Origin of the sequence: Stenotrophomonas sp. FR012, from assembly GCF_047520565.2 — a bacterium.
GTDB lineage: Bacteria > Pseudomonadota > Gammaproteobacteria > Xanthomonadales > Xanthomonadaceae > Stenotrophomonas > Stenotrophomonas sepilia.
This window is the reverse complement of the sequence record NZ_JAXBQL020000005.1, coordinates 101,658-122,483: the sequence shown is the minus strand read 5'-3', so window position 1 is coordinate 122,483 and position 20,826 is coordinate 101,658. Positions and strand designations below refer to the sequence as shown.

Genomic DNA, 20,826 nt, shown 5'->3' with positions numbered 1-20,826 from the left:
TCGCATCGCCATCCGTGGCACCGTTCACAGTTGGGGACCTGAGTTGTCGAGCCTTGATCCACGCGCCAGCACCATGACTGCCGCCCCGCCCGTTGCGGAGCTGCCCCCCTTGATCGAACTGGACCGCGCCACCGTGGTGCGCGGCCAGGTGAAGGTGCTGCACGGGCTCAGCCTGCGCATCGCGCAGGGCCAGCACACCGCCCTGCTCGGCCCCAACGGCTGCGGCAAGTCGACCTTCATCAAGCTGATCACCCGCGAGCTGTACCCGCTGGCGCAGGTCGACGGCTCCGTGGCGGTAAGGGTGCTGGGGCAGAACCGCTGGCAGGTGGACCGGCTGCGATCGCAGCTCGGCATCGTCACCGGCGATCTCAGCAGCAATCTGGCCGACATGCCGGGCCTGACCGTGGAACAGGCAGTGCTGTCCGGCTTCTTCGCCAGCTACGTGGTGCCGGCCTTCCGCGAAGTGACCGCCGATATGCGCGCACGTGTGGGCGAGACACTGGCGATGACCGGCGCCCTGTCCCTGCGCGACCGCGCCTACGCCGAGTTGTCCGCTGGCGAGACCCGCCGCGTGCTGATCGCCCGCGCGCTGGTCAACCGGCCGCAGGCACTGCTGCTGGACGAACCCTCCACCGGGCTGGACCTGGTCGCCCGCGAGCAGCTGGTGGCGACCATGCGGGTGCTGGCGCAGCAGGGCATCACCCTGGTGCTGGTGACCCACCACATCGAAGAGATCATTCCCGAGATCGAGCGCGTGGTACTGCTGCGCGATGGCCGCGTGCTGGCCGACGGCACCCGCGCCGAGCTGCTGCGCAACGAACCGCTGTCGGCGGTGTTCGGCGGCGCGATCACCGTCTGCGAGCAGGAAGGCCGGCTGACCGCATACGCGGGGTGATCGGCATGCCGTTGTAGAGCCGAGCCGATGCTCGGCTGCTCCTGATCACGGCAAACGGCCGCCGAGCATGGGCTCGCCTCTACACAGGAGCAGCGGGCCGGACCCCGGCCCGCTGCACGCAACCTCAGAACCGCAACGGCAGCGCGCGCGACTCGATCGGTGCCATCCGGCTCTGGTCCTGCAGCTGCAGGTCGCGCAGCTCGTACGGTGCGCCAAAACCGGCCGGCAACGCGGCCTCGCCGAACGGCAGCACCAGCTGGCCGGCGCCTGGGCCATCGAACCACGCGGCTGCATGTGCCTGCGCGACCGGCTTCATCCGGCCATCGCGGGCCGTGGCATACAGCGTGCCGCGTGCCTCGTAGCGGCCTGCCGCAGCCACCTGCAGCGGCAGCGCCACCTGGCGGCTGGACGGGTCCGGTGCTGCCTGGCCACTGAAACGCGCGGTCGGCCGTGCCACCGCGAAGGCCACCTTGCCATCGCGCAGCACGCCATCGGCCTGGGCGAACACCTGCAGCTCCCACAGCCCCTGCACGGTGCCGATGTCGGTCGGGATCCGCACCTGCGCGCGCAGGCTGCCATCGGTGGTGCGCAGCAGGCGCTGCGGCCAGCTGCGGCCATCCGGTGCGACCAGCAGGGCTTCACCCCCCAGGCCGCCACGACGCGATGCCAGCTGCGCGGTGGTGGCGCCGTCTTCCAGCAGGCGTGCCTGCAGCTGCACGTTGCCACCGGCCAGCACCTGCGCTTGGTTGGCCTGGACTTCCAACCGCAGCGGGCTGTTCGGCTCCAGCACCTGCACCACATAGCGGCCCTGCGCCTGCGTGCTCTGCAGGGTGTACGCACCGGCGGCACTGGTCGCGCCGGTGCGCAGCATGCTGCTGCCATCACTCACCGGCATGCCGGCATCCTGAAGCGCGCGCGCATCGACACTGCGGGCCACGCTGCTGCGGCCAGCCGGGTCGCGCACCTGCAGGGTATTGGCCGGCAGCGCGCGGGCTCCTGCGGCCGGACTCAGCTGGATCACCGCATCGGGCGCCGTCAGCGGCAGGTCCAGGCCGCGCTGCAGCTGCGTGCCATCGACCTGCTGCCAGTAACTGCGGCTGACCGAGGCATATGGCGTGGCCGCCTGCAGCGGCTGCGCCGGGTCCAGCGCCCAGGCAAACGACAATGGCGCGTGTTCGCTTTCATCGGCAGGCAGCGGCGCGGCCACCAATGCGGCAGGCACCTGATCGCCCGCGCGGGCCGCCTGCAGAGGCTGCGCGGCCTGCGCGGCGGAAAGGGACAGTACTGCCAGCACCGCACTGGCCAGCAGGGTGGAATGGGTCGTCATGGTCATCTCCCTCACTGGGTCAGGTCGTTGCGCAGCAGGGTGCCGAGGCCGAAGCACTCGCGCCGGCTCTGGTTGTGGCTGAGCGGTTCTGCGCCCTGGGTGCGCGCTTTGTCGGTGAACCAGGTGGTGCCGGCCGCCTTCTGGCTGCTGCACTCCAGGAAGCCATCGGAGCAGGACGACAACCAGTTCTGGGTGAACTCCAGGCCGACGTTGGCGGCATAGCCACCGCAGTAGCTGTTGTTGTCCCACACCGCCGATTCCACGTCACTGCCGACCACCGCGCGGAACGGCCTGGGCAGCGCCGGGCGACCGGCCGTGCCGTACAGGTTCTGCGCGTTGTAGGTGGCCATGCTGGCCACCTGCTGCTGGCGTACCGCGTCGTTCTTGTAGCCCAGCAGCCAGCCCAGCGACGTTTCGAAGGTATTGCCGTTGAGCACCGCATCGGCCAGTGGCGTGCCCGCCGAAGACGGTGCCAGTGCGTTGACCTTGCGCACCGTGCGGATGATCTTCGGATAGCGGCTGTCGTAGGTCGGATTGGACAGGATCCAGCGCATCACGTTGCCGCCGTTGGAATGGGTAATCACCACCAGCTGGGTGATGCCACGGCTGTCGATGAAACTGGTCAGCTGGTTGGCCAGGCAGCCGGCGGCCTCCGGTTTCCACATGTACTGGGTGAAGTCACAGTTGATGACCACATAGTTGCTGCTGTTCGGCAGGCCCTGGCGCACGGTGTCGATGATCGCCGGCTGCCAGTAGTCCTGGGTGGCATTGGTCTGCGCGCCGGTGCCATGCACGAAGGCCACGCCGACCACGTCGGCGGCCTGCGCCGGTGCTGCTGCCAGCCCCAGAAGCAGGGCCAGGACGGTACTTCCTGTTGCGGTGCTGCGCATCGCTTCTCTCCCTCTGTCTTCGGATCCCCCCGACCCGGCTGGAACTGGACGGCCCCTGGTGACTGCCGATGTGCCGATGCTCACGGTGCGGCCGCGTGAAAGTCCGTGCGCTGCGCCCGGATTCAGCAGACTGGCACCCTTCGATGACGTTCTTCATCTCCTGTGATGACCATGCCGGGTCTGGCCGTATGACCGATGGCCACTGCGGTGCCGCGCACGGGCTGCGATCATGACGCGATGTTTTTCCTCCGGAGCCCGTCCATGTCGCTGATTTCCCACCCTGCCCGCCCGCTGCTCGGCCTCGCCGTTGCCGTGGCCCTGGCCGGCTGTGCTGCCACGGCCACCAAGCCGACCGCCGTCGAAGCCAACATCACCACCAAGGCCGTGGGCTATCTGGACAAGAGCGCTGTTCCGGCCAGCCTCGATCTGGTGCCGGCACCGCCGGTGGCCGGTTCGGCCGCCCTCGCCCTGGACGAACAGGTCAGCCGTGAAGCCCGCGCGCTGCGAGGCAGCCCGCGTTTCGCCCAGGCCGGCATCGATGCGGAACTCGGCTTCCCCGAAGGTGCAAACCACTTCTCCTGCGCCGCCGACATCGACGTCGATGCGGTGAAGACTCCGGCGCTGTATCGACTGCTGGAGCGCAGCCGGATCGACGCCAGCGCCGCTACCAAGGCAGCCAAGAACCACTACCAGCGCCCGCGCCCGTTCATGGTCAACGGTGAGCCGACCTGCTCGCCGAAGGACGAGGATGGCCTGCGCAAGAATGGTTCCTATCCATCCGGCCACACCTCGATCGGCTGGGCCTGGGCACTGATCCTGTCGGAGATCGTGCCGGACCGCGCCGATGCCATCCAGGCCCGCGGCCGCAACTACGGCGAGAGCCGCCTGGTATGCAACGTGCACTGGCAGAGCGACATCCTCGAAGGCCGCTTCATGGGTGCCGCCGCCGTGGCCCGCCTGCACGACAACGCCGCGTTCAACAAGGACCTGCTGGCCGCACGCAAGGAGATCGCTGCCGCGCGCACGGCCGGCCTGCACTCCAGCCGCGACTGCACCACCGAGAACGCGGTACTGAAGGTGCGCCCGCAGAGCGCGCTGTAGGCGCCTGCGCGATCGGTCATTGCCGGCCAGCGGCCGGCACTACCGGTGGGTGCGAAGCAGAAGGGCCGGCAGTGCGCCGGCCCTTCTTCATTGCACTACCGCAGCGACCGCATCAGAACTTCGCGGTGAACTCCACGCCCCAGGTGCGCGGCTCGTTGAGGAAGCCGGTCAGGTTGTTGAAGTCGATCGCACCGACCACGCGGGTCTGGTTGGTCAGGTTGCGGCCGAACACCGCCACGTCGTACTGGCCATACTCCCAGTTGTAGCCCAGGCGCAGGCCGCCTTCCAGCGAACTACGGCCGCGGAATTCCGGCGACTCGTAGATGAAGAAGTTCACCGCGCTGCGGTAGGCCCAGTCGGTGTAGGCGTACAGCTCGCTGCCATCGCTGAGCGGGAAGCCCACGCGCAGGGTCGCGTTGTGGATCCACTTCGGCGCCTGCGGCAGCGGGTTGCCGTTCACCAGCGCGTAGGTCTGGCCGTTGATCACCGTGGTCGGGTCGGTGATGGTGCAGCCGCCGCCGCAGATCGCCACCGCCAGGTTCTTGTCCTTGATCTCGGTGTCGTTGTAGCTGCTGCCAAAGGTCAGCAGGACGTTGTCGGCCAGGTAGGCCTCCAGGTCCAGCTCGACGCCCTGGCCGATGGTCTTGTCGGCGTTGAGCAGGGTGGCGGTGTTGTTGGAGCCGCCCACGGCGATCAGCTGCTGGCCATCGACGTCGTAGCGGAACACGCTCAGGCCCAGGCGCGCGCGGCGCTCGAACAGGTCGGCCTTGATGCCGGCCTCGTACGAGATGACCTTCTCCGAATTGGCCTGCGACAGACCCGGCGCAAAGGCCAGGCGGCCCTGGATCGATGGCGCGCGGAAGCCCTTGGCCACGCGGGCGTAGGCGTTGATTTCGTCGGTGAGCTTGTAGACGCCGCTCAGGTCCCAGCTGACGTCGTTGACGTCGGTGTTGGCCAGGTACGGGCCACTGACCGGGGTGCCGAACGGAACCGCCTGCAGCACGCTGGCGCTGAAGTCCTTCTTGTCCTGGGTGTAGCGCACGCCGGCACGCAGCTTGAAGCGGTCGGTGACGTCGAAGTCACCCGAGGCGAACACTGCCCAGGCCTTGTTGCGCTGGTTCTGCACCACGTGGCCGGTCTGCGGATTGCCCGGGGCCAGCGAGTCGTAGTTGAAGTTGTTGATGGTCACGTCTTCATCGAAGTAGAAGACGCCGGCCTGCCAGTCGAAGCGGCCCCACTCGTTGGACTCGACGCGGAATTCCTGCGTCCACTGGCGATGGTGCGGCAGGCCATCAGCCGACTCCGAGGAGAACGGAATCAGGCCCGGGCCGTAGTTGCCGGCACCGAGGAAGGCCGCACCGTAGCCACCGTCGATGTCACCGCGGTTGAGCGATTCGGCGGTCTCGTAGCCGGTGATCGAGTGCAGGGTCACCGAGCCGAGGTTCCACTGCAGGCGCGCGCTGCCACCCCAGGTCTCCAGGTCGGAGAAGTTGACGCCGTCGTTGGCCACCTTGTCGCGGTCGAAGTTCTCGACCAGCGAATTGCCACCCTTCTGGATGATGTTGGCGCGGAACAGGCGGGCGGTGCCGTTGAGCTTGCGCTTGTGCAGGTTGAACAGCGCTTCGAAGTCATCGCCTTCGTACAGGAACTGCACGCGGCCGGCGGCTTCGTCGTAGCCTTCGAAGCCGCTGTTGGGCGCGCCCACACGGGTGTTGTCGACCCAGTCGTCGCGGCGCTGGTAGATCGCCGAGACGCGCGCCGACCAGCGGTCGGTCAGCGGGCCGCCGTAGGCGCCCTGCACGTTCCAGCTGTTGTAGCTGCCATAGCCGACGCGGAGGTAGCCATCGGCATCCTGCGACGGGCGCGCCGAGTCGAACTTGACCACGCCGGCCGGCGTGTTGCGGCCGAACAGGGTGCCCTGCGGGCCACGCAGCACTTCCACGTTGGCCAGGTCGAACAGCGGGAAGCCCTTCAGCAGCGGGCTTTCCTGCACGACGTCGTCGTATACCAGCGACACCGGCTGCGAGGCATTGAGATCGAAATCGGTGTTGCCCAGGCCGCGGATGTAGAAGCGCGGGAAGGCACGACCGTAGGACGACTCGATGTTGAGGCTCGGCACGCGTGCGGCCAGGAAGCGGATGTCATCGCCGGCCGAACCGAGCACATCCAGCTTCTCGCCCTGGATCGCGCTGACTGCGACCGGTACGTCCTTGGCGTTCTCGACACGGCGCTGCGCGGTTACCTGCAGGGTGTCGAGGGCAACCGGATCCTTGGCGGCAGGGGTTTCCTGGGCGGCTGCTACCAGCGGCAGCAGGGCGGAAAGAGCGGCAACGAGAGGGCGCGCGACCGGAAGGCGGCCACGGGAAGTGCGGGTCGGGGACATGGCGGTAGGCTGTGTTTGGAGGGGTGGTAAAACGGCGCTACCAGATAATTGTTGCAATACAGCACCTGCCCCGCAAATGCCGGCCGTTCATGGCCCCGTCGCCCTGCCCCCGGGGCGCTCGCTAGACTCGGGATTTTCCAGCGCCGCGGAGCCGCCGCAATGACCCAGTGGTACTTCCATGCCTCGGCCCAGGCCGACCGAATCGGACCGCTCGATGACCCGGCCGCGCGCCGTTACGCGCAGGCCAACCCGCGCGCGCTGGCCTGGTGCCAGGGCATGAGCGGATGGACCTCGATTGCCGAAGTGCCTGAACTGCAATCCGCGGCCCCGGGCATGCCCCACACCCCACCCCCGGTCCCCGCCGCCGCCAGCGGCCGCGCCGACGACATCGAATTCCGCATCGTCGGCCATGAAATGCAGTTCGTGGAAATCGAGCTTGATCCCGGCGAGAGCGCCATTGCCGAGGCCGGCGCGCTGATGTTCAAGGACGCCACGGTGCAGATGGATACCGTGTTCGGCGCCGCCGATGGCGACCAGGGCGGCGGCTTCATGGGCAAGGTGATGGCTGCCGGCAAGCGCGTACTGACCGGCGAAAGCCTGTTCGCCACCGTCTACACCCAGAGCGGCCATGGCAAGGGCAAGGTCGCCTTCGCTGCGCCCTACCCTGGGACGGTGCTGGCGATGAAGCTGGACCAGCACGGCGGCCGCCTGATCTGCCAGAAGGACAGTTTCCTGGCCGGCGCGCGCGGCGTGCAGATCGGCGTGCAGTTCCAGCGCAAGATCATGACCGGCCTGTTCGGGGGCGAGGGTTTCATCATGCAGAAACTGGAGGGCGACGGCTGGGTGTTCATCCACGCCGGCGGCTGCGTGGTGGAGCGCGAGCTGGCCGCCGGCGAACGCCTGGACGTGGATACCGGCTGCGTGGTGGCCTACCACCCGACGGTGGACATGGACGTGCGTCGGGTGGCCGGCATCAAGAGCATGCTGTTCGGCGGCGAAGGGGTGTTCCTGGCCACGTTGACCGGCCCCGGCAAGGTCTGGCTGCAGTCGCTGCCGTTCTCACGCCTGGCCGGCCGCATGTGGATGGCCGCACCGCAGGGCGGCGGCCAAGGCCGCGGCGAAGGCTCGGTGCTGGGCGGCCTGGGCCGGATGCTGGATGGCGATAACCGCTTCTGACCGCCTCCGGTCGTGCCGGCCGCTGGCCGGCAACCTCATGGACCTTGGCGCGCATCCCGGTAGTGCCGGCCGCTGGCCGGCAGCCCCGTGGACCGTTGCCAGTTTCCCTATGGTTGCCGGCCAGCGGCCGGCACTACCTTTATGAATGGGCGATATTTCCCACCCTGCCCGCCCCGCCGCGGCTTCGGTATGCTGGCGCCCTTTCCTGAATCCGGCGCCGCGCGCGCACTGCCGATGAGCCTGTTCCGCCCCCGCATGCTGCTGTCCGTCGCCCTGATCGGCCTGCTGGCCGGCTGCGGTGGCGATCCGGTCCGCCCCACGCCACCGCCTGCGCCGACCGTGGTCCCGCAGGCCAAGCCGGTGAAGATCGGCATCGCCCTGGGCGGCGGCGCGGCCAAAGGCTTTGCCCATATCGGCGTGATCAAGATGCTGGAGGCCAACGGCTTCGAGCCAGCCGTGGTCGCCGGCACCAGCGCCGGCAGCGTGGTCGGCGCCCTGTATGCCAGCGGCATGGATGCCTTCCAGATGCAGAGCAAGGCCGTCGCGCTGGACGAAGCCAGCATCCGCGATGTGCGCCTGTTCTCCGGTGGCCTGGTGCAGGGCCAGAAGCTGCAGGACTACGTCAACGAGCAGGTCGCCAACCGTCCCGCCGAGCGCCTGAAGAAGCCGTTCGCCGCCGTCGCCACCCAGCTCGAAACCGGCGAGCGCGCAATCTTCGTGCGCGGCAACGTCGGCCAGGCAGTGCGCGCGTCGAGCAGCATTCCCGGTGTGTTCGAGCCGGTGAAGATCGGCGGCCGCAACTACATCGATGGTGGCGTGGTCAGCCCGGTGCCGGTGGATGCCGCACGCCAGCTCGGCGCCGACTTCGTGATCGCCGTGGACATCTCCAGCAAGGCCAGCGGCAAGGCGCCGACCGACATGCTGGGCATCGTCAACCAGTCCATCTCGATCATGGGCCAGCGCCTGGGCGAGCAGGAACTGGCGCGCGCCGACATCGTCATCCGCCCGAAGGTACTGGACATCGGTGCCGCCGATTTCAGCCAGCGTGGCACCGCGATCCTGGAAGGCGAAAAGGCTGCGATGGCAGCGATGCCGCAGATCCGCGCCAGGATCCAGCAGCTGCAGCGCGCGCGCGCCGCAGCTGCCGCACCGGCACCGGTGGCCGCGCCGAAGTGCGAGGAAGCCTCGCGCCTGGGCAAGCTGATGGGCCGCAAGGACAAGTGCTGATCCATTGAAGCCAGGCCACCGGGCCCGCCCGGTGGTTGCTCAGGACTCCAGCTGCGACAGCGGCAACGCCTGGAAGCCCTTCACCGTGCGCAGCACGAAGCTGGAATTGGCATCGGCCACGCCACCGGCATTGAGCAGCCGATCCAGCAGGAAGCGCGAGAAGTGCTCCAGGTCGCGCACGTAGACGTGCAGCAGGTAGTCCATGTCACCCGTCAGCGCGTGGCAGGCCACCACCTCGTCCCACGCCTGCACGCTGTCCACGAAGTGGCCGATGGCGGCCTGGTCGTGCTTTTCCAGCTGCACGCGCACGAAGGCCTGCAGGCCCAGCCGCAGCTGCCGTGGCTCCAGCCGCGCGCCATAGCCGACGATCACGCCCTCGCTTTCCAGCCGCTGCAACCGCCGCAGGCAGGCCGAAGGAGAGAGATTCACCCGCGCCGCCAGCTCGGCGTTGGTGGCGCGCCCATCCCGCTGGATTTCGGCCAGCAGGCGTATATCCGTGCGATCGAACTGGACTTCTCCGGCCATTGTTGCCCCGCAACATGGTGAGTACGCAAGGATATTGCGCCAACAAGGCCAATCGGCGCAACTTTTGCAACCCTGTTGCGCGTCCCCTGCCCTAGCATCATGGGTATCCCATCCAGGAGTGCCGCATGGACCTCGCCCAGCCCCGCCGCGTCGAACACCAGCAGACCGACAAGGGCTACGTGCCGGTATATACCACCGCGCTCGTCGAGCAGCCATGGGACACTTACAGCGCCGACGACCACGCGACCTGGAGCACGCTGTACCAGCGCCAGCGCGAGCTGCTGGTCGGCCGCGCCTGCCAGGAGTTCCTGGATGCGCAGGACGAGATGGGCATGAACGCGCACATGATTCCGCGATTCGACCAGCTCAACGAAGTACTGGGCGCGGCCACCGGGTGGACCCTGGTCGGCGTCGAAGGCTTGTTGCCGGAACTGGATTTCTTCGACCATCTGGCCAACCGCCGTTTCCCGGTGACCTGGTGGATCCGTCGCCCGGACCAGATCGACTACATCGCCGAGCCGGACCTGTTCCACGATCTGTTCGGCCACGTGCCGCTGCTGATGAACCCGGTGTTCGCCGACTACATGGAGGCGTACGGCCGCGGCGGCGTCAAAGCGCATGCGATCGGTCCGGATGCGCTGCAGAACCTGACCCGCCTGTACTGGTACACCGTGGAGTTCGGCCTGATCGACACGCCCGAGGGCCTGCGCATCTACGGTGCGGGCATCGTGTCGTCGAAGGGCGAGTCGCTGTACTCGCTGGAATCGGCCGCGCCCAACCGCATCGGCTTCGACCTGCAGCGCATCATGCGCACGAAGTACCGCATCGACACCTTCCAGAAGACCTACTTCGTCATCGACAGCTTCGAACAGCTCATGCAGGCGACCTCGCCGGACTTCACCCCGATCTACGCGGCACTGGCCAACCAGGCGCATCTGCCGGCCGGTGAAGTGCAGGGCGATGACCGCGTGTTCCAGAAGGGCACCGGCGAAGGCTGGGCCGACGGCGGCGACGTGTGAGACGCGCTGGCCTGCGGGTATCCTGCACGGCATGACCGATGTGTTTGCCGCCCTGCGCGTGACCGACGTCGCTTTCGACGACGACTTCATCCTGCTGGCCCTGGCCGATGGCCGGCGCACCCGACAGCCGCTGCGCTGGGCACCCGCGCTGTTCGAAGCCGATGCCGGGCAACGCGCGCAGTGGGTCGCCACCGCCGATGGCCTGGGCGTGAACTGGCCGGCACTGCTGCCGGCACGCGAGGCGGGCGTGGTCGATATCCCCAACCAGGTCTGGGAAGACCGCTACGACGCGGCGATGGCGCGGCTGAAGGACGCCGGATGGACGCTGGATGCGCTGTCCGATGAGGACCAGCAGCTGGTAGCGCTGTGGCGCATGGAAGCGGACATCAACAACGGCGGCTTCATGCAGTTCCTGTGCAACTGGGGCGACCCGACCTGCCAGCTGGCGCTGCGCGCGCTGCAGGCGATGGGCGCAGTGCAGACGCACGCGATCCTGGCCGGCATGCGCGGGCTGCTGGATCGGCTGGAGGACGACCCGGCGATCGAAGAACTGGCTGACCTGTACGACGCGCTGAGCGAAGACGAACAGCAAGCGCTGGAGGCGTTCGAGGAAGCCTATTTCGAACGCCCGGAAGACCTTGCCCGGCTGGGCCTGCTGCACTTCGGTGCAGAGCGGCTGTAGCAGCCCGTAGAGCCGAGCCCATGCTCGGCTGCGATCAACCGGATGCAAGACAGCCGAGCGCAGGCTCGGCTCTACAGGATCAGCGCGGGTACGCCAGCAGCAGCACCAGGTCCTCGTCACCCACCTGCTGCAGCGCATGGCGGCTGCCCTTGCGGGTCAGCAGCGCGTGCCCGGCGTGCACGTCGTACTGCCTGCCGTCCAGCACGTAGCTGCCCTGCCCACTGACGATGTAGTAGATCTCATCCTTGTGCTGCGGATGCAGGCCGATACCCGCGCCCTTGTGCAGCACGCGCTTGCGCAGCACGAAGGGCAGGTCCGCCGCGCCGGCAAAGAACGGATACGCGGTGGTGGGCCCGCCGCCGCCGTGCGGGCCGGGCTGCATGCGCGCAATCGTGCCTTCGTGCACGACCTGCGAATCTCCCGTCGCACCGGCGCCCTGCCCTGCATCCATCACGTCGCAGTCGATGTCCCGCACCAGCGCCGGCTGCAGCGCGGGTAGCAGCGGCACCGCCTCGCGCAATACCAGGCAGGCCACCGCATGGGCGCCGGCCACGCTGAAATGGGTGCCGTCGGCCTTGTTCTGTTCGGGCACGAACAGGAAGTAGGGTCGCGCGCCCTCCTCACCCAGCGCGCGGATCCAGCGCATGCTGCGATCATTCAGATCGATCAGCGCAATCTGCTCGCGCGCGGCCAGCGCCTTCATCGACTGTGTGTAGCGGCCATGCGTGTCCAGCAGTGAACCGAAGTCGTACAGCAGCCGCGCCACCGGCGTGACCAGCACCGGCGTGGCGCCCTTTCCGCGCGCGACCTGTACGTAGCGCATCAGCAGGCGCGGATAGTCGCTGTCCGGGTCGGTATAACGCGTGCGGTCTTCGAACTTCGCATCGTTGTGGCCGAACTGGATCAGCAGCACGTCGCCTTGGCGCAGCTCGGCGGCGATGGCATCCAGGCGCCCTTCGTCGATGAAACTGCGCGTGCTGCGCCCGCCCTTGGCGTGGTTGTGCACCTCCAAGCGCGCCGGGTCCAGGTAGCTCTGCAGCGCCTGGCCCCAGCCGGCCTGCGGCGCGCGCTCGGGGCCGTATGCGGCCGCAGTGGAGTCGCCGGCAATGAAGACCCGCACGGGCGCCGCCTGTGCGGTGGTGCACGACAGCAGCAACAGCAGCAACAGCTTGCGCATGACCAGGCCCTTGTAGAGCCGAGCCGTGCTCGGCTGCTTTGGGAAAGCGGTGCGGACCAAGGTCCGCACCCACCGTTCGTCGCCTTGCCGTCAGCGCGCCAGCCAGCCACCATCGACCGGCAGCACGGCACCGTTGATGTAATCCGACGCGGACGAGGCCAGGAACACGGCCGCACCGGCCAGGTCATCCGGCGTACCCCAGCGGCCGGCCGGGATGCGCTCCAGGATCGCCTTGTTGCGCGCTTCATCGGCGCGCAGCTGGGCGGTATTGTCGGTAGCCATGTAGCCCGGGGCGATGGCATTGATGTTGATGCCCTTGCCCGCCCACTCGTTGGCCAGCAGCCGGGTGATCCCGGCGATGCCGCTCTTGCTGGCGGTGTACGACGGCACGCGGATACCGCCCTGGAAGGACAGCATCGAAGCGATGTTGATGATCTTGCCGTGGCCCTGTTCGATGAAGTGGCGGCCGGCGGCCTGCGAAATGAAGAACGCGGACTTGAGGTTGACGTTCATCACGTCGTCCCAGTCCTGCTCGCTGAAGTCCACCGCATCGGCGCGTCGGATCAGGCCGGCGTTGTTGACCAGGATGTCCAACCCGCCCAGCCCTTCGATGGTCTCGCGGACCACACGCGCCACCGGCTCGATGCTGATCAGGTTGGCTTCGATGGCCAGGCAGCGGCGGCCCAGCGCGGTGATCTTTTCGATGGTGTCGGTGGGCGGGGCGATGCCGGCCACGGCGACGTCGGCGCCAGCGGCGGCCAGTGCCACGGCGATGCCCTGGCCCAGACCGGTGTTGCCACCGGTTACCAGAGCGACCTTGCCTTCCAGGCTGAAGGGATTAGCCATTGCGTATGCGTTCCTTGATTGGGGCGAGCGGGGTCAGCGCTACGGCCGCCGGCACACGGTGCGCGGCGGCCAGGCGGGCTTACTTGAGCTGGCAGATGTCCAGCACGTGCATGTCGGTGTAGTCCAGGTTCTCGCCACCCATCGCCCAGATGAAGGCGTAGTTGCTGGTACCGGCACCCATGTGGATCGACCACGGCGGCGACACGACCGCTTCGTTGTTCTGGATCACGATGTGGCGCTGCGCGTCCGGTTCGCCCATGAAGTGGTAGACGCGGTCGCTGTCGCCCAGGTCGAAGTAGAAGTAGACCTCGCTGCGACGGTCGTGCAGGTGCGGCGGCATGGTGTTCCATACGCTGCCCGGCTTGAGCACGGTCAGGCCCAGCAGCAGCTGCGAGGACTGGCAGGTGGCTGGCACGATGTACTGGTAGATGGTGCGCTCGTTGCTGGTTTCCAGCGCGCCGCGGTCCAGTGCAACGGCGTCCTTGATGGACAGCTGCTTGGTTTCGAAGCGGGCATGGGCCGGGGTCGAGGCCAGATAGAACTGGGCGGGGTTGGCGGCGTCCTGCGAGGCGAATACGACCTCCTTGCTGCCCATGGCCACGTACAGACCGTCCTTCGGACCCAGCGTGTAGACGGTGCCATCCACGGTGACCGTACCGGTGCCGCTGCCGACGTTGATCACGCCCAGTTCCCGGCGCTCCAGGAATGGGTGGCCTGCGGCCGAAGCGGGTTCGGTCTGGGTCGGCAGCGCAAGCGGTGCGTCCACCGGGGCGGCGCCACCAATCACGAAGCGCTCGTAGTGGGTGTACTTGAGGGTCACCGCACCGGCGTTGAACAGGCCATCGAGCAGGTACAGGTCACGCAGCTGGTCGTTGCTGGCACCGTGGATGGCATCGGGATGGGTGGCGTAATGGGTCTTGCTGTACATGGCGTCTCCAGAGCGGGGGGCGGGCCGACGGGTCGGCCCCGGCGCGGTTCACGGTCGATTCTAGCCAGACAGGAAACCGGTGTCATTTTGCGTCGCACGATGCCGGATGGCCCGCAGGCGCGGTGGATCGGGTGGATGGGGCAGGGGCGTGTTACGACCAGAGGTCATGACCTGCAGGATTGATCCCTGGGGGATCAATCCTCCGGCGGCTGGCAGGAATCGCGGACGATCAGGTGCGGCCGCACGCTGGCAATGGGCAGCGCGGCCTGGCCTTCGGGCTGGATCAGCATCGCCGCGGCGGTGCGCCCGGTATCGCGCGTGTGCCGGCGCACCGAGGTCAGCGAGGGCCACAGGCGCGAGGCCAGCGGGCTGTCGTCATAGCCGACGATGGACAGCTGGCGCGGAATGTTGATGCCCGCTCGCAGCGCCACCTTGTAGATACCGGCAGCCATTTCATCGTTGCCGGTGAAGATGGCGGTCGGGCGGCGCTTGCCCAGCAGCAGTTTCTCGGCAGCGGCTACACCGGATTCGAAGGTGTAGCCGGCCTCGATGATGCGGTCCTTCGGCAGCTCGATACCGCGTTGCAACAGTGCGTCGATGAAGCCGGCGGTACGTTCATGGGCCGAACGGTAGGCGCTGGGACCGGTCACCAGGGCAATGTCACGGTGGCCGAGCGAGAGCAGGTAGTCGGCGGCTTCGGCCGCACCATCGCGGTCATGGGTGACCACCATCTGCGAGCTTTCGTCCAGCGGCAGCGCTGCCACGCGGGTAAACCGGCAGCCGATCTCATCCAGCATGTCCGCCAGCGCCTGGTCTTCCGAGGCACGCGGCACCAGGATCACGCCGTGCAGCTTCTGCTGCTGCACGAAGCGACGCACGCCTTCGATGTAGCCGGGGCTGCGGCTATCACAGGGATGCACCACCAGCTCGAAGCTGGATCCACGCAATGCATCCAGCGCGCCGTACTGCATGTCCACGATGTACTGCGCGGTGGGGTTGTCGTAGACCATGCCGATCAGGAAGGAGCGGCGGAACGCCAGCCCGCGGGCCAGTGGATCGGGCGTATAGCCCACTTCACGCATCAGCGCTTCCACCTTGTCGCGAGTGTCCTTGCGCACCAGTGGCGAGTTGTTGATGATTCTTGAAACCGTTTTCTTGGATACACCCGACAGTCGCGCGATGTCGTTGATGGTGGCTACCTTGCCCTTCGCCAATGCCGGCGTAGCGGCATCGTTCTTGTTGCGCACTGACATGTTTTGAACCCGGTAAGTCTGGGGATTCCGGCTCCGCGCTCAGTCCAGCGCGCGGTAGCGGAAGTTGCGGAAGGTTACCGCACCGTCGCCGGCCGCATACAGCGCCGGCTTCAGCGCCAGGAACCTGCCCGCGACATTGTGATGGTATCCGGACACTTCCATCTGAACCGGATACTTCTGCCAAGTGTGCCCGTCGGTGCTGGAGTGGAAGGTGACGATGTGGCGGTTGTTGGTCACCCGCAACCACAGCCGGCCGCCGCGGCCCGGCGCCGGCCTGGCAGGGCGCTCCTCGCCGTAGCGATGCATGATGAACGACTCGCCGTTGCTGCCCACGCCCACGTACAGCCGGTCGCTGTAGAACAGCAGCGCGCCACCCACGGCACCGGGGGCGATCTCCATCTCCACCTCGAACTGGTAGGCCCGGTCGCCGGCGATGGTGGTCAGCGGCGAGGCATCGCGCGGCGTGCTGCCCTTGCCCTGCAGGACCAGGCCGTTGCCACTGAAACCCAGCCGGCGGTACTCGTCCTGCGCCGGGTTGAAGAACGCCCACTGTGGGCCAAGCGTGCTGCCGCGGAAATCATCCGACAGCGCCATGCCATGAGGCGACAGCGCCTGTCCTGCCGGCTTGCGCAGTGGCTGGCCGAGGTCGCCGCCGTTGGCCCGGAACCAGCCGTCAGCGGTCCATTCGATCGGTTCGAGCAGGGCCTGCCGACCCAGCGTCCAGAAGCCGTTCTCGTACCCGTGGTACATCATCCACCAGCGCCCATCGGTCCCTTCGATCACCGTCGCGTGGCCGCGTGACCACCAGGGCTCGGCCGCCGACTGCGTGCGCGTGATCGGGTTGTTGGGCGCGTTCTGCCATGGTCCGTGGATCGAACGCGAGCGCGCCGTAATCACCATGTGCCCGGTCGGCGGACCGGCGGTGCCACCCACTGCCGTGGTCATGTAGTACCAGCCGTCGCGGACGTGGATCTTCGGGCCTTCCTGCGCGTAGGCCTCAACGTCCCAGTCCTGCGGGTAGCGCCAGCCGTCATAGACGTGTTTCGGCGTACCGACCACGCTCAACCCGTCGTCGGCCAGCTGCACGTAATCACCGCCACTGAGGAACAGGTAGCGCTTGCCGTCTTCACCCACTGCATGGCCGGGATCGATGTAGCCGCCCAGGCCGATGTCGATCGGCGCGCTCCACGGGCCCTTGATGTCATCGGCCCAGACCACGAAGTTGCTGCGGCGCTCGCCGGTGCGGGCCGGGAAGTAGATGAAGTAGCGCCCCCGGTGCTTGACGATGTCCGGCGCCCAGATCGCCCCCACGTTGCGGGTGATCGCATGGCCCAGCGGCTGCCAGTTCACCAGGTCGCGCGAGTGCCAGATCGGCAGGCCGGGATAGGCGTCGAACGACGACAGCGTGAGGTAGTAATCGTCTCCGTCCTTGAGCACCGAGGGATCCGGATGGTCGCCGGCCAGCACCGGATTGAGGAACGTGCCATCGCCACGGTCCGCCTGGCGCTGGTGTTCCAGCCCCCGCGCCCACTGCGCCGGGGCGCGCGCGGCCTCCGCCGCGGGTGCAGGCCGTGCCGGCAGCAACAGCACGAGCAGAGTGGCGGTGGCGGCGATACGCAGTGCACGCATGGCAGTCTCCTTGTGGCTCAGCCGCGCAGCGCGGCGGGCAGCCACAGCGACAGTGAGGGGAAGAAGGCCACGACCAGCAGCACGGCGAGCGCGGCGAACCAGAACGGCCAGATGGTGCGCATGCTCTGGCCCACGCTGATCTTGCCGATGGCCGTGCCGATGAACAGCACCGAGCCTACCGGGGGCGTGACCAGACCCAGGCCACCGGTGAGCACCAGCACCAGGCCGAAGTGGATCGGATCGATGCCGTAGGCGCGGGCCACCGGCAGGAAGATCGGCGTGCAGATCAGGATCATCGGCGCCAGGTCCATGAAGGTGCCCAGCAGCAGCAGCATCACCACGATCATCAGCAGCACCATGAACTGGCTGTGCGCGAACGACTGCAGGAACTCGACGGCGGCCGCGGGCACCTGCAGGTAGGCCAGCAGCCAGCCAAACACGGCGGCGGTGGCAATCACGAACAGGATCACGCCCGTGCTGCGCGCGGCATGGATGACGGTGTCGAAGAACTCGCGCCAGCGCAGTTGCCGGTACAGCACGGTGGTCACCAGCAAGGCGTAAACCACGGCGATGGCTGCGCTTTCCACCGCGGTGAAGATGCCGGCACGGATGCCGATGAAGATCAGCGCGACCAAGCCCAGGCCGGGCAGGGCGGAGACGATGCGCAGGGCCACGGCGCGCCAGCCGGGAAAGACCTCCACGCCATAGCCGCGGCGGCGCGCCACCGCATAGCCGGTGACCATCAGCGCCAGCGTCATCAGCAGCGCGGGGACAATGCCGGCGGCGAACAGGTCGGCGATGGACAGGCCCCCGCCAGCAGCGGCCGAGAACAGGATCAGGTTGTGCGACGGCGGCACCAGCAGCGCCACCAGCGCGGCGGTGATGCTGACGTTCACCGCGAAGTCGCGGTCATAGCCGCGCTTGACCATCTGCGGGATCATCGTGCCGCCCACCGCCGAGACATCGGCGATGGCCGAGCCGGACACGCCACCGAAGAACAGCGAGGACAGGATCGAGACCTGGCCGAGGCCACCGCGCAAGCGGCCAACCAGCGACGAGGCCAGGGCGATCAGGCGCTCCGAGATGCCGCCGCGCATCATGATCTCGCCCGCGAAGATGAACAACGGAATGGCGATCAGCGAGGCCGAGCCGGTACCGGCCGAGATCTGCTGCACCAGCACGATGCTGGGAATATCCAGGTAGAGCAGGGTGGCCAGCGCGGCTGCGGCCAGCGCGTAAGCCACCGGCACGCCGAGCAGCAGCAACACGGCAAACACGGAGAACAGGATGGTGATACCCATGGATCAACGATCTCCTTCAGCGTCTTCGGCGCCGGTGGCGCGGGCCTGCAGCGCGTTCCACGCACGGTTCAGCGCGAACAGCAGCATCAGCCCGCCGCCCACCGCCAGTGGCAGGTAGTTGATGCTCTGCGGCAGATCGGCGCCGGCGGTCTTGATGTCCAGGCCGTCGAGCAGCAGATCACCCGACCAGAAGGCGATGAAGCCTCCCAGCACCGCCACAACCAGCTGCACCAGCACGTCCACCGCACGGCGCAGGCCGGGGCCCATGCAGGCGTGCAGCAGGAAGAAGCCGAAGTGGCGGTTGGTGTGCACACCGCAGGCGGCACCCAGGCTCATCGCCGTGGCCAGCAGCAGCAGCGTGACCGGCTCGGTCCAGCTGGGCGAATCGTTGATCACGTAGCGCGCGAACACCTGCCAGCCCTGCACCACCACCAGCCCCAGCAGGGCAGCAACGGCGCCGTAGATGGCGATGTCGGCGATGCGGTCCAGCAGGCGCTGGCCAGGCCCGGTGGCGGGCGTCGTCGTCTCGGTCATGGCAGTGTCCTCAGGCGGCGCGGATGCGGTCGACCAGCGCGGCGATCTCCGGCTGCTGCAGGTACTGCTGCAGCAGCGGCTGGGCGGCGGTGCGGAAGGCGGGCATGTCCACCTCGTTGGCTTTCACCCCATAGGCCAGCACGGCGCGGCGTGCGGCGTCCTCCGACGCATCCCACTGCTCGCGCATCACCTTCACCGATGCGCGCGCGGTCTGCAGCAGCAGCTGGCGGTCGTCAGGCGACAGGCGTTCGAAGCTGGCACGCGACATCAGCAACACGTCCGGCGCGTACGAATGGTCGCTCTGCGACCAGTAGTGCGCCGCTTCGAAATGGCGGCTGGAATGGAAGCTGCGCATGTTGTTCTCGGCGCCATCTATCATGTGGGTTTCCATGCCGGAGAACGTGTCGCCCAGCGACATCGGCGTCGGGTTGGCGCCGAGCAGGCGCATCAGCTGGATGAAGATGTCCGATGAGGCGACGCGCAGCTTCAGGCCGTGCAGGTCCTTGGGCGAAACGATGGGGTGCTTGGTGTTGTAGAAGCAGCGTGCACCGGAATCGTAGATCGCCAGGCCGACCAGGCCGCGGCCCTGGAAGCCGCGCAGCACGGCTTCGGCCACGCCGTCATCCAACACGGCACGCTGGTGCGCCACCGACGTGAACACGTAGGGCAGGCACAGCGCCTGGGTCAGCGGAAAGGCATTGTTCAGCGCACCGGCATAGACGCGGGTGATATCGATGGCACCGAAGCGCGCCATGTCGATCGCCTCGGATTCGCGGCCCAGCTGGCCGGAGTGGTACTGGCGCAGGCGCAGGCGGCCGTTGGTTTCGCGCTGCAGCGTTTCGCCGATCCACTTCACCGCGCTGACGGTAGGGTAGTCGGCCACATGCACGTCGGTGGCGGTCAACAGCGCGCCACCGGCCATATCGCTGCCCGGCCCGCGGCCACAGGCGGCGAGCATCGGGGTGGCCAGGGCAGCAGCGCCACCGGCCAGGAAGTTACGTCGTGTGATCATCTGCGCCCTCCCGCGCGTGTTCACCAGGGCAGCCCCGCGGTCATCCCGCGGGCACGGCCCGGCAGGCAATGTCACCGAAGCCGGCAAAGCGCACCAGCGCCGTTTGTCCTGCCTCGATATCGTGGATGCCGGTGGCATTGCCGGTGGCGATCAGGTCGCCCTTGCGCAGCGGCCGGCCACGCAGGGCCGAACGGGACAGCGCAAAGGCATAGGCCGCCCGCAGGCCACCGGGCAGGCGGGTGGCGCCACCGGTGCCGACCACCTCACCTTCGATCAGTGTCTCGGCACGCAGCGAGTTTTCGTCGCGTGCGGTCCAGTCGACGATCTCCGGGCCCAGCACCAGGCCATTGTTGTTGCCAAAGTCGGCCACCACCACGCGCGGACCGAGTTCGTTGATGGTGGCGAGCGGACTGCTGGCCACTTCCACGCCGATGTAGAGGCGCGCAGGCAGCGCTTCGGCCTGTTCCGGGGACCAGTGCAGCTGTCCGGCCGGCGCGTCCTCCAACAGCTCCAGCACGTACTCTGCTTCCACTGCGCCGAAGCCCCCGACGAAGACCGGGATGTCGCTTGTTCCACCGGTATCATTCCAGAGCTGACGTTTGAAGATCGGCCCCAGCAGGCGCTCATCGCCGGAACCGTCGCGGCGCTCGGCAGCGATGTAACCCACCTTCCAGCCGACCACCGTATCGCTCCACAGACCGATGGCCTGGTCCTGCACGTGGTAGGCAGCCACCAGATCGCCGGGGATATCTCCGGGGAACGCGGGCAGGGCCTTGCCTGCGCGGCGTGCATCGGTGAAGGCGCGGGCGATGGCGGCTGCACCGTCCGGCGCCGGCCTCTGCCCCTGTGTGCCGTGTTCGTTGCTCAAGAACGGTCTCCCTCTGCGTTGTTGCACTGCCCATCGACAGCGTCTGCAGGAGG

Annotated in this window: 19 protein-coding genes; 6 read left to right on the top strand and 13 right to left on the bottom strand. The window is 67.7% G+C overall.

Going from position 1 to position 20,826, the window contains the following annotated elements:
- Positions 1-73: 73 nt before the first annotated feature.
- Entirely contained in the window at positions 74-895 is an 822-nt protein-coding gene (locus ACM0O9_RS10615) for an ABC transporter ATP-binding protein (RefSeq protein WP_053496707.1), read from the top strand.
- 124 nt (positions 896-1,019) lie between these two features.
- Here ACM0O9_RS10615 and ACM0O9_RS10610 read toward each other — a convergent pair whose 3' ends face one another.
- On the bottom strand, positions 1,020-2,222 hold the full coding sequence (locus ACM0O9_RS10610) for a DUF4785 domain-containing protein (RefSeq protein WP_414604158.1): 1,203 nt from the start codon (positions 2,220-2,222) through the stop codon (positions 1,020-1,022).
- An 11-nt stretch (positions 2,223-2,233) separates the two neighbouring features.
- Positions 2,234-3,112 (bottom strand): hypothetical protein, encoded by an 879-nt coding sequence (locus tag ACM0O9_RS10605; protein ID WP_065179776.1) that lies wholly within the window; start codon positions 3,110-3,112, stop codon positions 2,234-2,236.
- 261 nt (positions 3,113-3,373) lie between these two features.
- On the opposite strand from ACM0O9_RS10605, the gene ACM0O9_RS10600 reads away from it, so the two are divergent.
- Positions 3,374-4,213, top strand: coding sequence for an acid phosphatase (locus ACM0O9_RS10600; protein ID WP_164230490.1), 840 nt, complete (start codon positions 3,374-3,376; stop codon positions 4,211-4,213).
- Positions 4,214-4,325: 112 nt separating this feature from the next.
- Here the strand turns inward: ACM0O9_RS10600 and ACM0O9_RS10595 are convergent, their stop codons facing one another.
- Positions 4,326-6,596 carry a TonB-dependent receptor gene (locus ACM0O9_RS10595; RefSeq protein WP_414604159.1) on the bottom strand — a complete coding sequence of 757 codons (2,271 nt, stop codon included), beginning with the start codon at positions 6,594-6,596 and terminating at the stop codon, positions 4,326-4,328.
- A gap of 159 nt (positions 6,597-6,755) precedes the next feature.
- Between ACM0O9_RS10595 and ACM0O9_RS10590 the strand changes: the two genes are divergently transcribed.
- Both ACM0O9_RS10590 and ACM0O9_RS10585 read left to right on the top strand, forming a co-directional pair.
- On the top strand, positions 6,756-7,772 hold the full coding sequence (locus tag ACM0O9_RS10590; protein ID WP_235649670.1) for a TIGR00266 family protein: 1,017 nt from the start codon (positions 6,756-6,758) through the stop codon (positions 7,770-7,772).
- Between the two features lie 234 nt (positions 7,773-8,006).
- Positions 8,007-8,999, top strand: coding sequence for a patatin-like phospholipase family protein (locus ACM0O9_RS10585; RefSeq protein ID WP_053496711.1), 993 nt, complete (start codon positions 8,007-8,009; stop codon positions 8,997-8,999).
- Between the two features lie 39 nt (positions 9,000-9,038).
- On the opposite strand, the gene ACM0O9_RS10580 is transcribed toward ACM0O9_RS10585, so the two are convergent.
- Positions 9,039-9,524: an Lrp/AsnC family transcriptional regulator gene (locus tag ACM0O9_RS10580; RefSeq protein ID WP_005411782.1), complete on the bottom strand. Its 486-nt coding sequence runs from the start codon at positions 9,522-9,524 to the stop codon at positions 9,039-9,041.
- Positions 9,525-9,649: 125 nt separating this feature from the next.
- On the opposite strand from ACM0O9_RS10580, the gene phhA reads away from it, so the two are divergent.
- Both phhA and ACM0O9_RS10570 read left to right on the top strand, forming a co-directional pair.
- Entirely contained in the window at positions 9,650-10,543 is an 894-nt protein-coding gene (gene phhA / locus ACM0O9_RS10575) for a phenylalanine 4-monooxygenase (protein ID WP_414604160.1), read from the top strand.
- A 31-nt stretch (positions 10,544-10,574) separates the two neighbouring features.
- Positions 10,575-11,225, top strand: coding sequence for a DMP19 family protein (locus tag ACM0O9_RS10570; RefSeq protein ID WP_005421122.1), 651 nt, complete (start codon positions 10,575-10,577; stop codon positions 11,223-11,225).
- A 79-nt stretch (positions 11,226-11,304) separates the two neighbouring features.
- Here ACM0O9_RS10570 and ACM0O9_RS10565 read toward each other — a convergent pair whose 3' ends face one another.
- The 9 genes from ACM0O9_RS10565 to ACM0O9_RS10525 all read right to left on the bottom strand — a co-directional run bounded on the left by ACM0O9_RS10565 (position 11,305) and on the right by ACM0O9_RS10525 (position 20,773).
- Entirely contained in the window at positions 11,305-12,402 is a 1,098-nt protein-coding gene (locus ACM0O9_RS10565) for a GDSL-type esterase/lipase family protein (protein ID WP_005421124.1), read from the bottom strand.
- Positions 12,403-12,492: 90 nt separating this feature from the next.
- A complete protein-coding gene (gene kduD, locus ACM0O9_RS10560) occupies positions 12,493-13,248 on the bottom strand; it encodes a 2-dehydro-3-deoxy-D-gluconate 5-dehydrogenase KduD (RefSeq protein ID WP_005421125.1) in 756 nt (251 codons plus the stop codon).
- A 79-nt stretch (positions 13,249-13,327) separates the two neighbouring features.
- Complete coding sequence (kduI, locus tag ACM0O9_RS10555) at positions 13,328-14,176, bottom strand: 5-dehydro-4-deoxy-D-glucuronate isomerase (RefSeq protein WP_005421128.1); 849 nt, start codon at positions 14,174-14,176, stop codon at positions 13,328-13,330.
- A 194-nt stretch (positions 14,177-14,370) separates the two neighbouring features.
- Positions 14,371-15,429: a LacI family DNA-binding transcriptional regulator gene (locus ACM0O9_RS10550; RefSeq protein WP_005421130.1), complete on the bottom strand. Its 1,059-nt coding sequence runs from the start codon at positions 15,427-15,429 to the stop codon at positions 14,371-14,373.
- A 39-nt stretch (positions 15,430-15,468) separates the two neighbouring features.
- Positions 15,469-17,058, bottom strand: a complete 1,590-nt coding sequence (locus ACM0O9_RS10545) for a family 43 glycosylhydrolase (protein ID WP_005421131.1) — start codon at positions 17,056-17,058, stop codon at positions 15,469-15,471.
- A 17-nt stretch (positions 17,059-17,075) separates the two neighbouring features.
- Positions 17,076-18,359, bottom strand: coding sequence for a TRAP transporter large permease (locus ACM0O9_RS10540; protein WP_005421133.1), 1,284 nt, complete (start codon positions 18,357-18,359; stop codon positions 17,076-17,078).
- A 3-nt stretch (positions 18,360-18,362) separates the two neighbouring features.
- Entirely contained in the window at positions 18,363-18,893 is a 531-nt protein-coding gene (locus ACM0O9_RS10535) for a TRAP transporter small permease (protein WP_005421135.1), read from the bottom strand.
- A 10-nt stretch (positions 18,894-18,903) separates the two neighbouring features.
- Complete coding sequence (locus tag ACM0O9_RS10530; protein ID WP_005421137.1) at positions 18,904-19,905, bottom strand: TRAP transporter substrate-binding protein; 1,002 nt, start codon at positions 19,903-19,905, stop codon at positions 18,904-18,906.
- A 40-nt stretch (positions 19,906-19,945) separates the two neighbouring features.
- On the bottom strand, positions 19,946-20,773 hold the full coding sequence (locus ACM0O9_RS10525) for a 2-keto-4-pentenoate hydratase (RefSeq protein ID WP_414604161.1): 828 nt from the start codon (positions 20,771-20,773) through the stop codon (positions 19,946-19,948).
- Positions 20,774-20,826 lie beyond the last annotated feature (53 nt).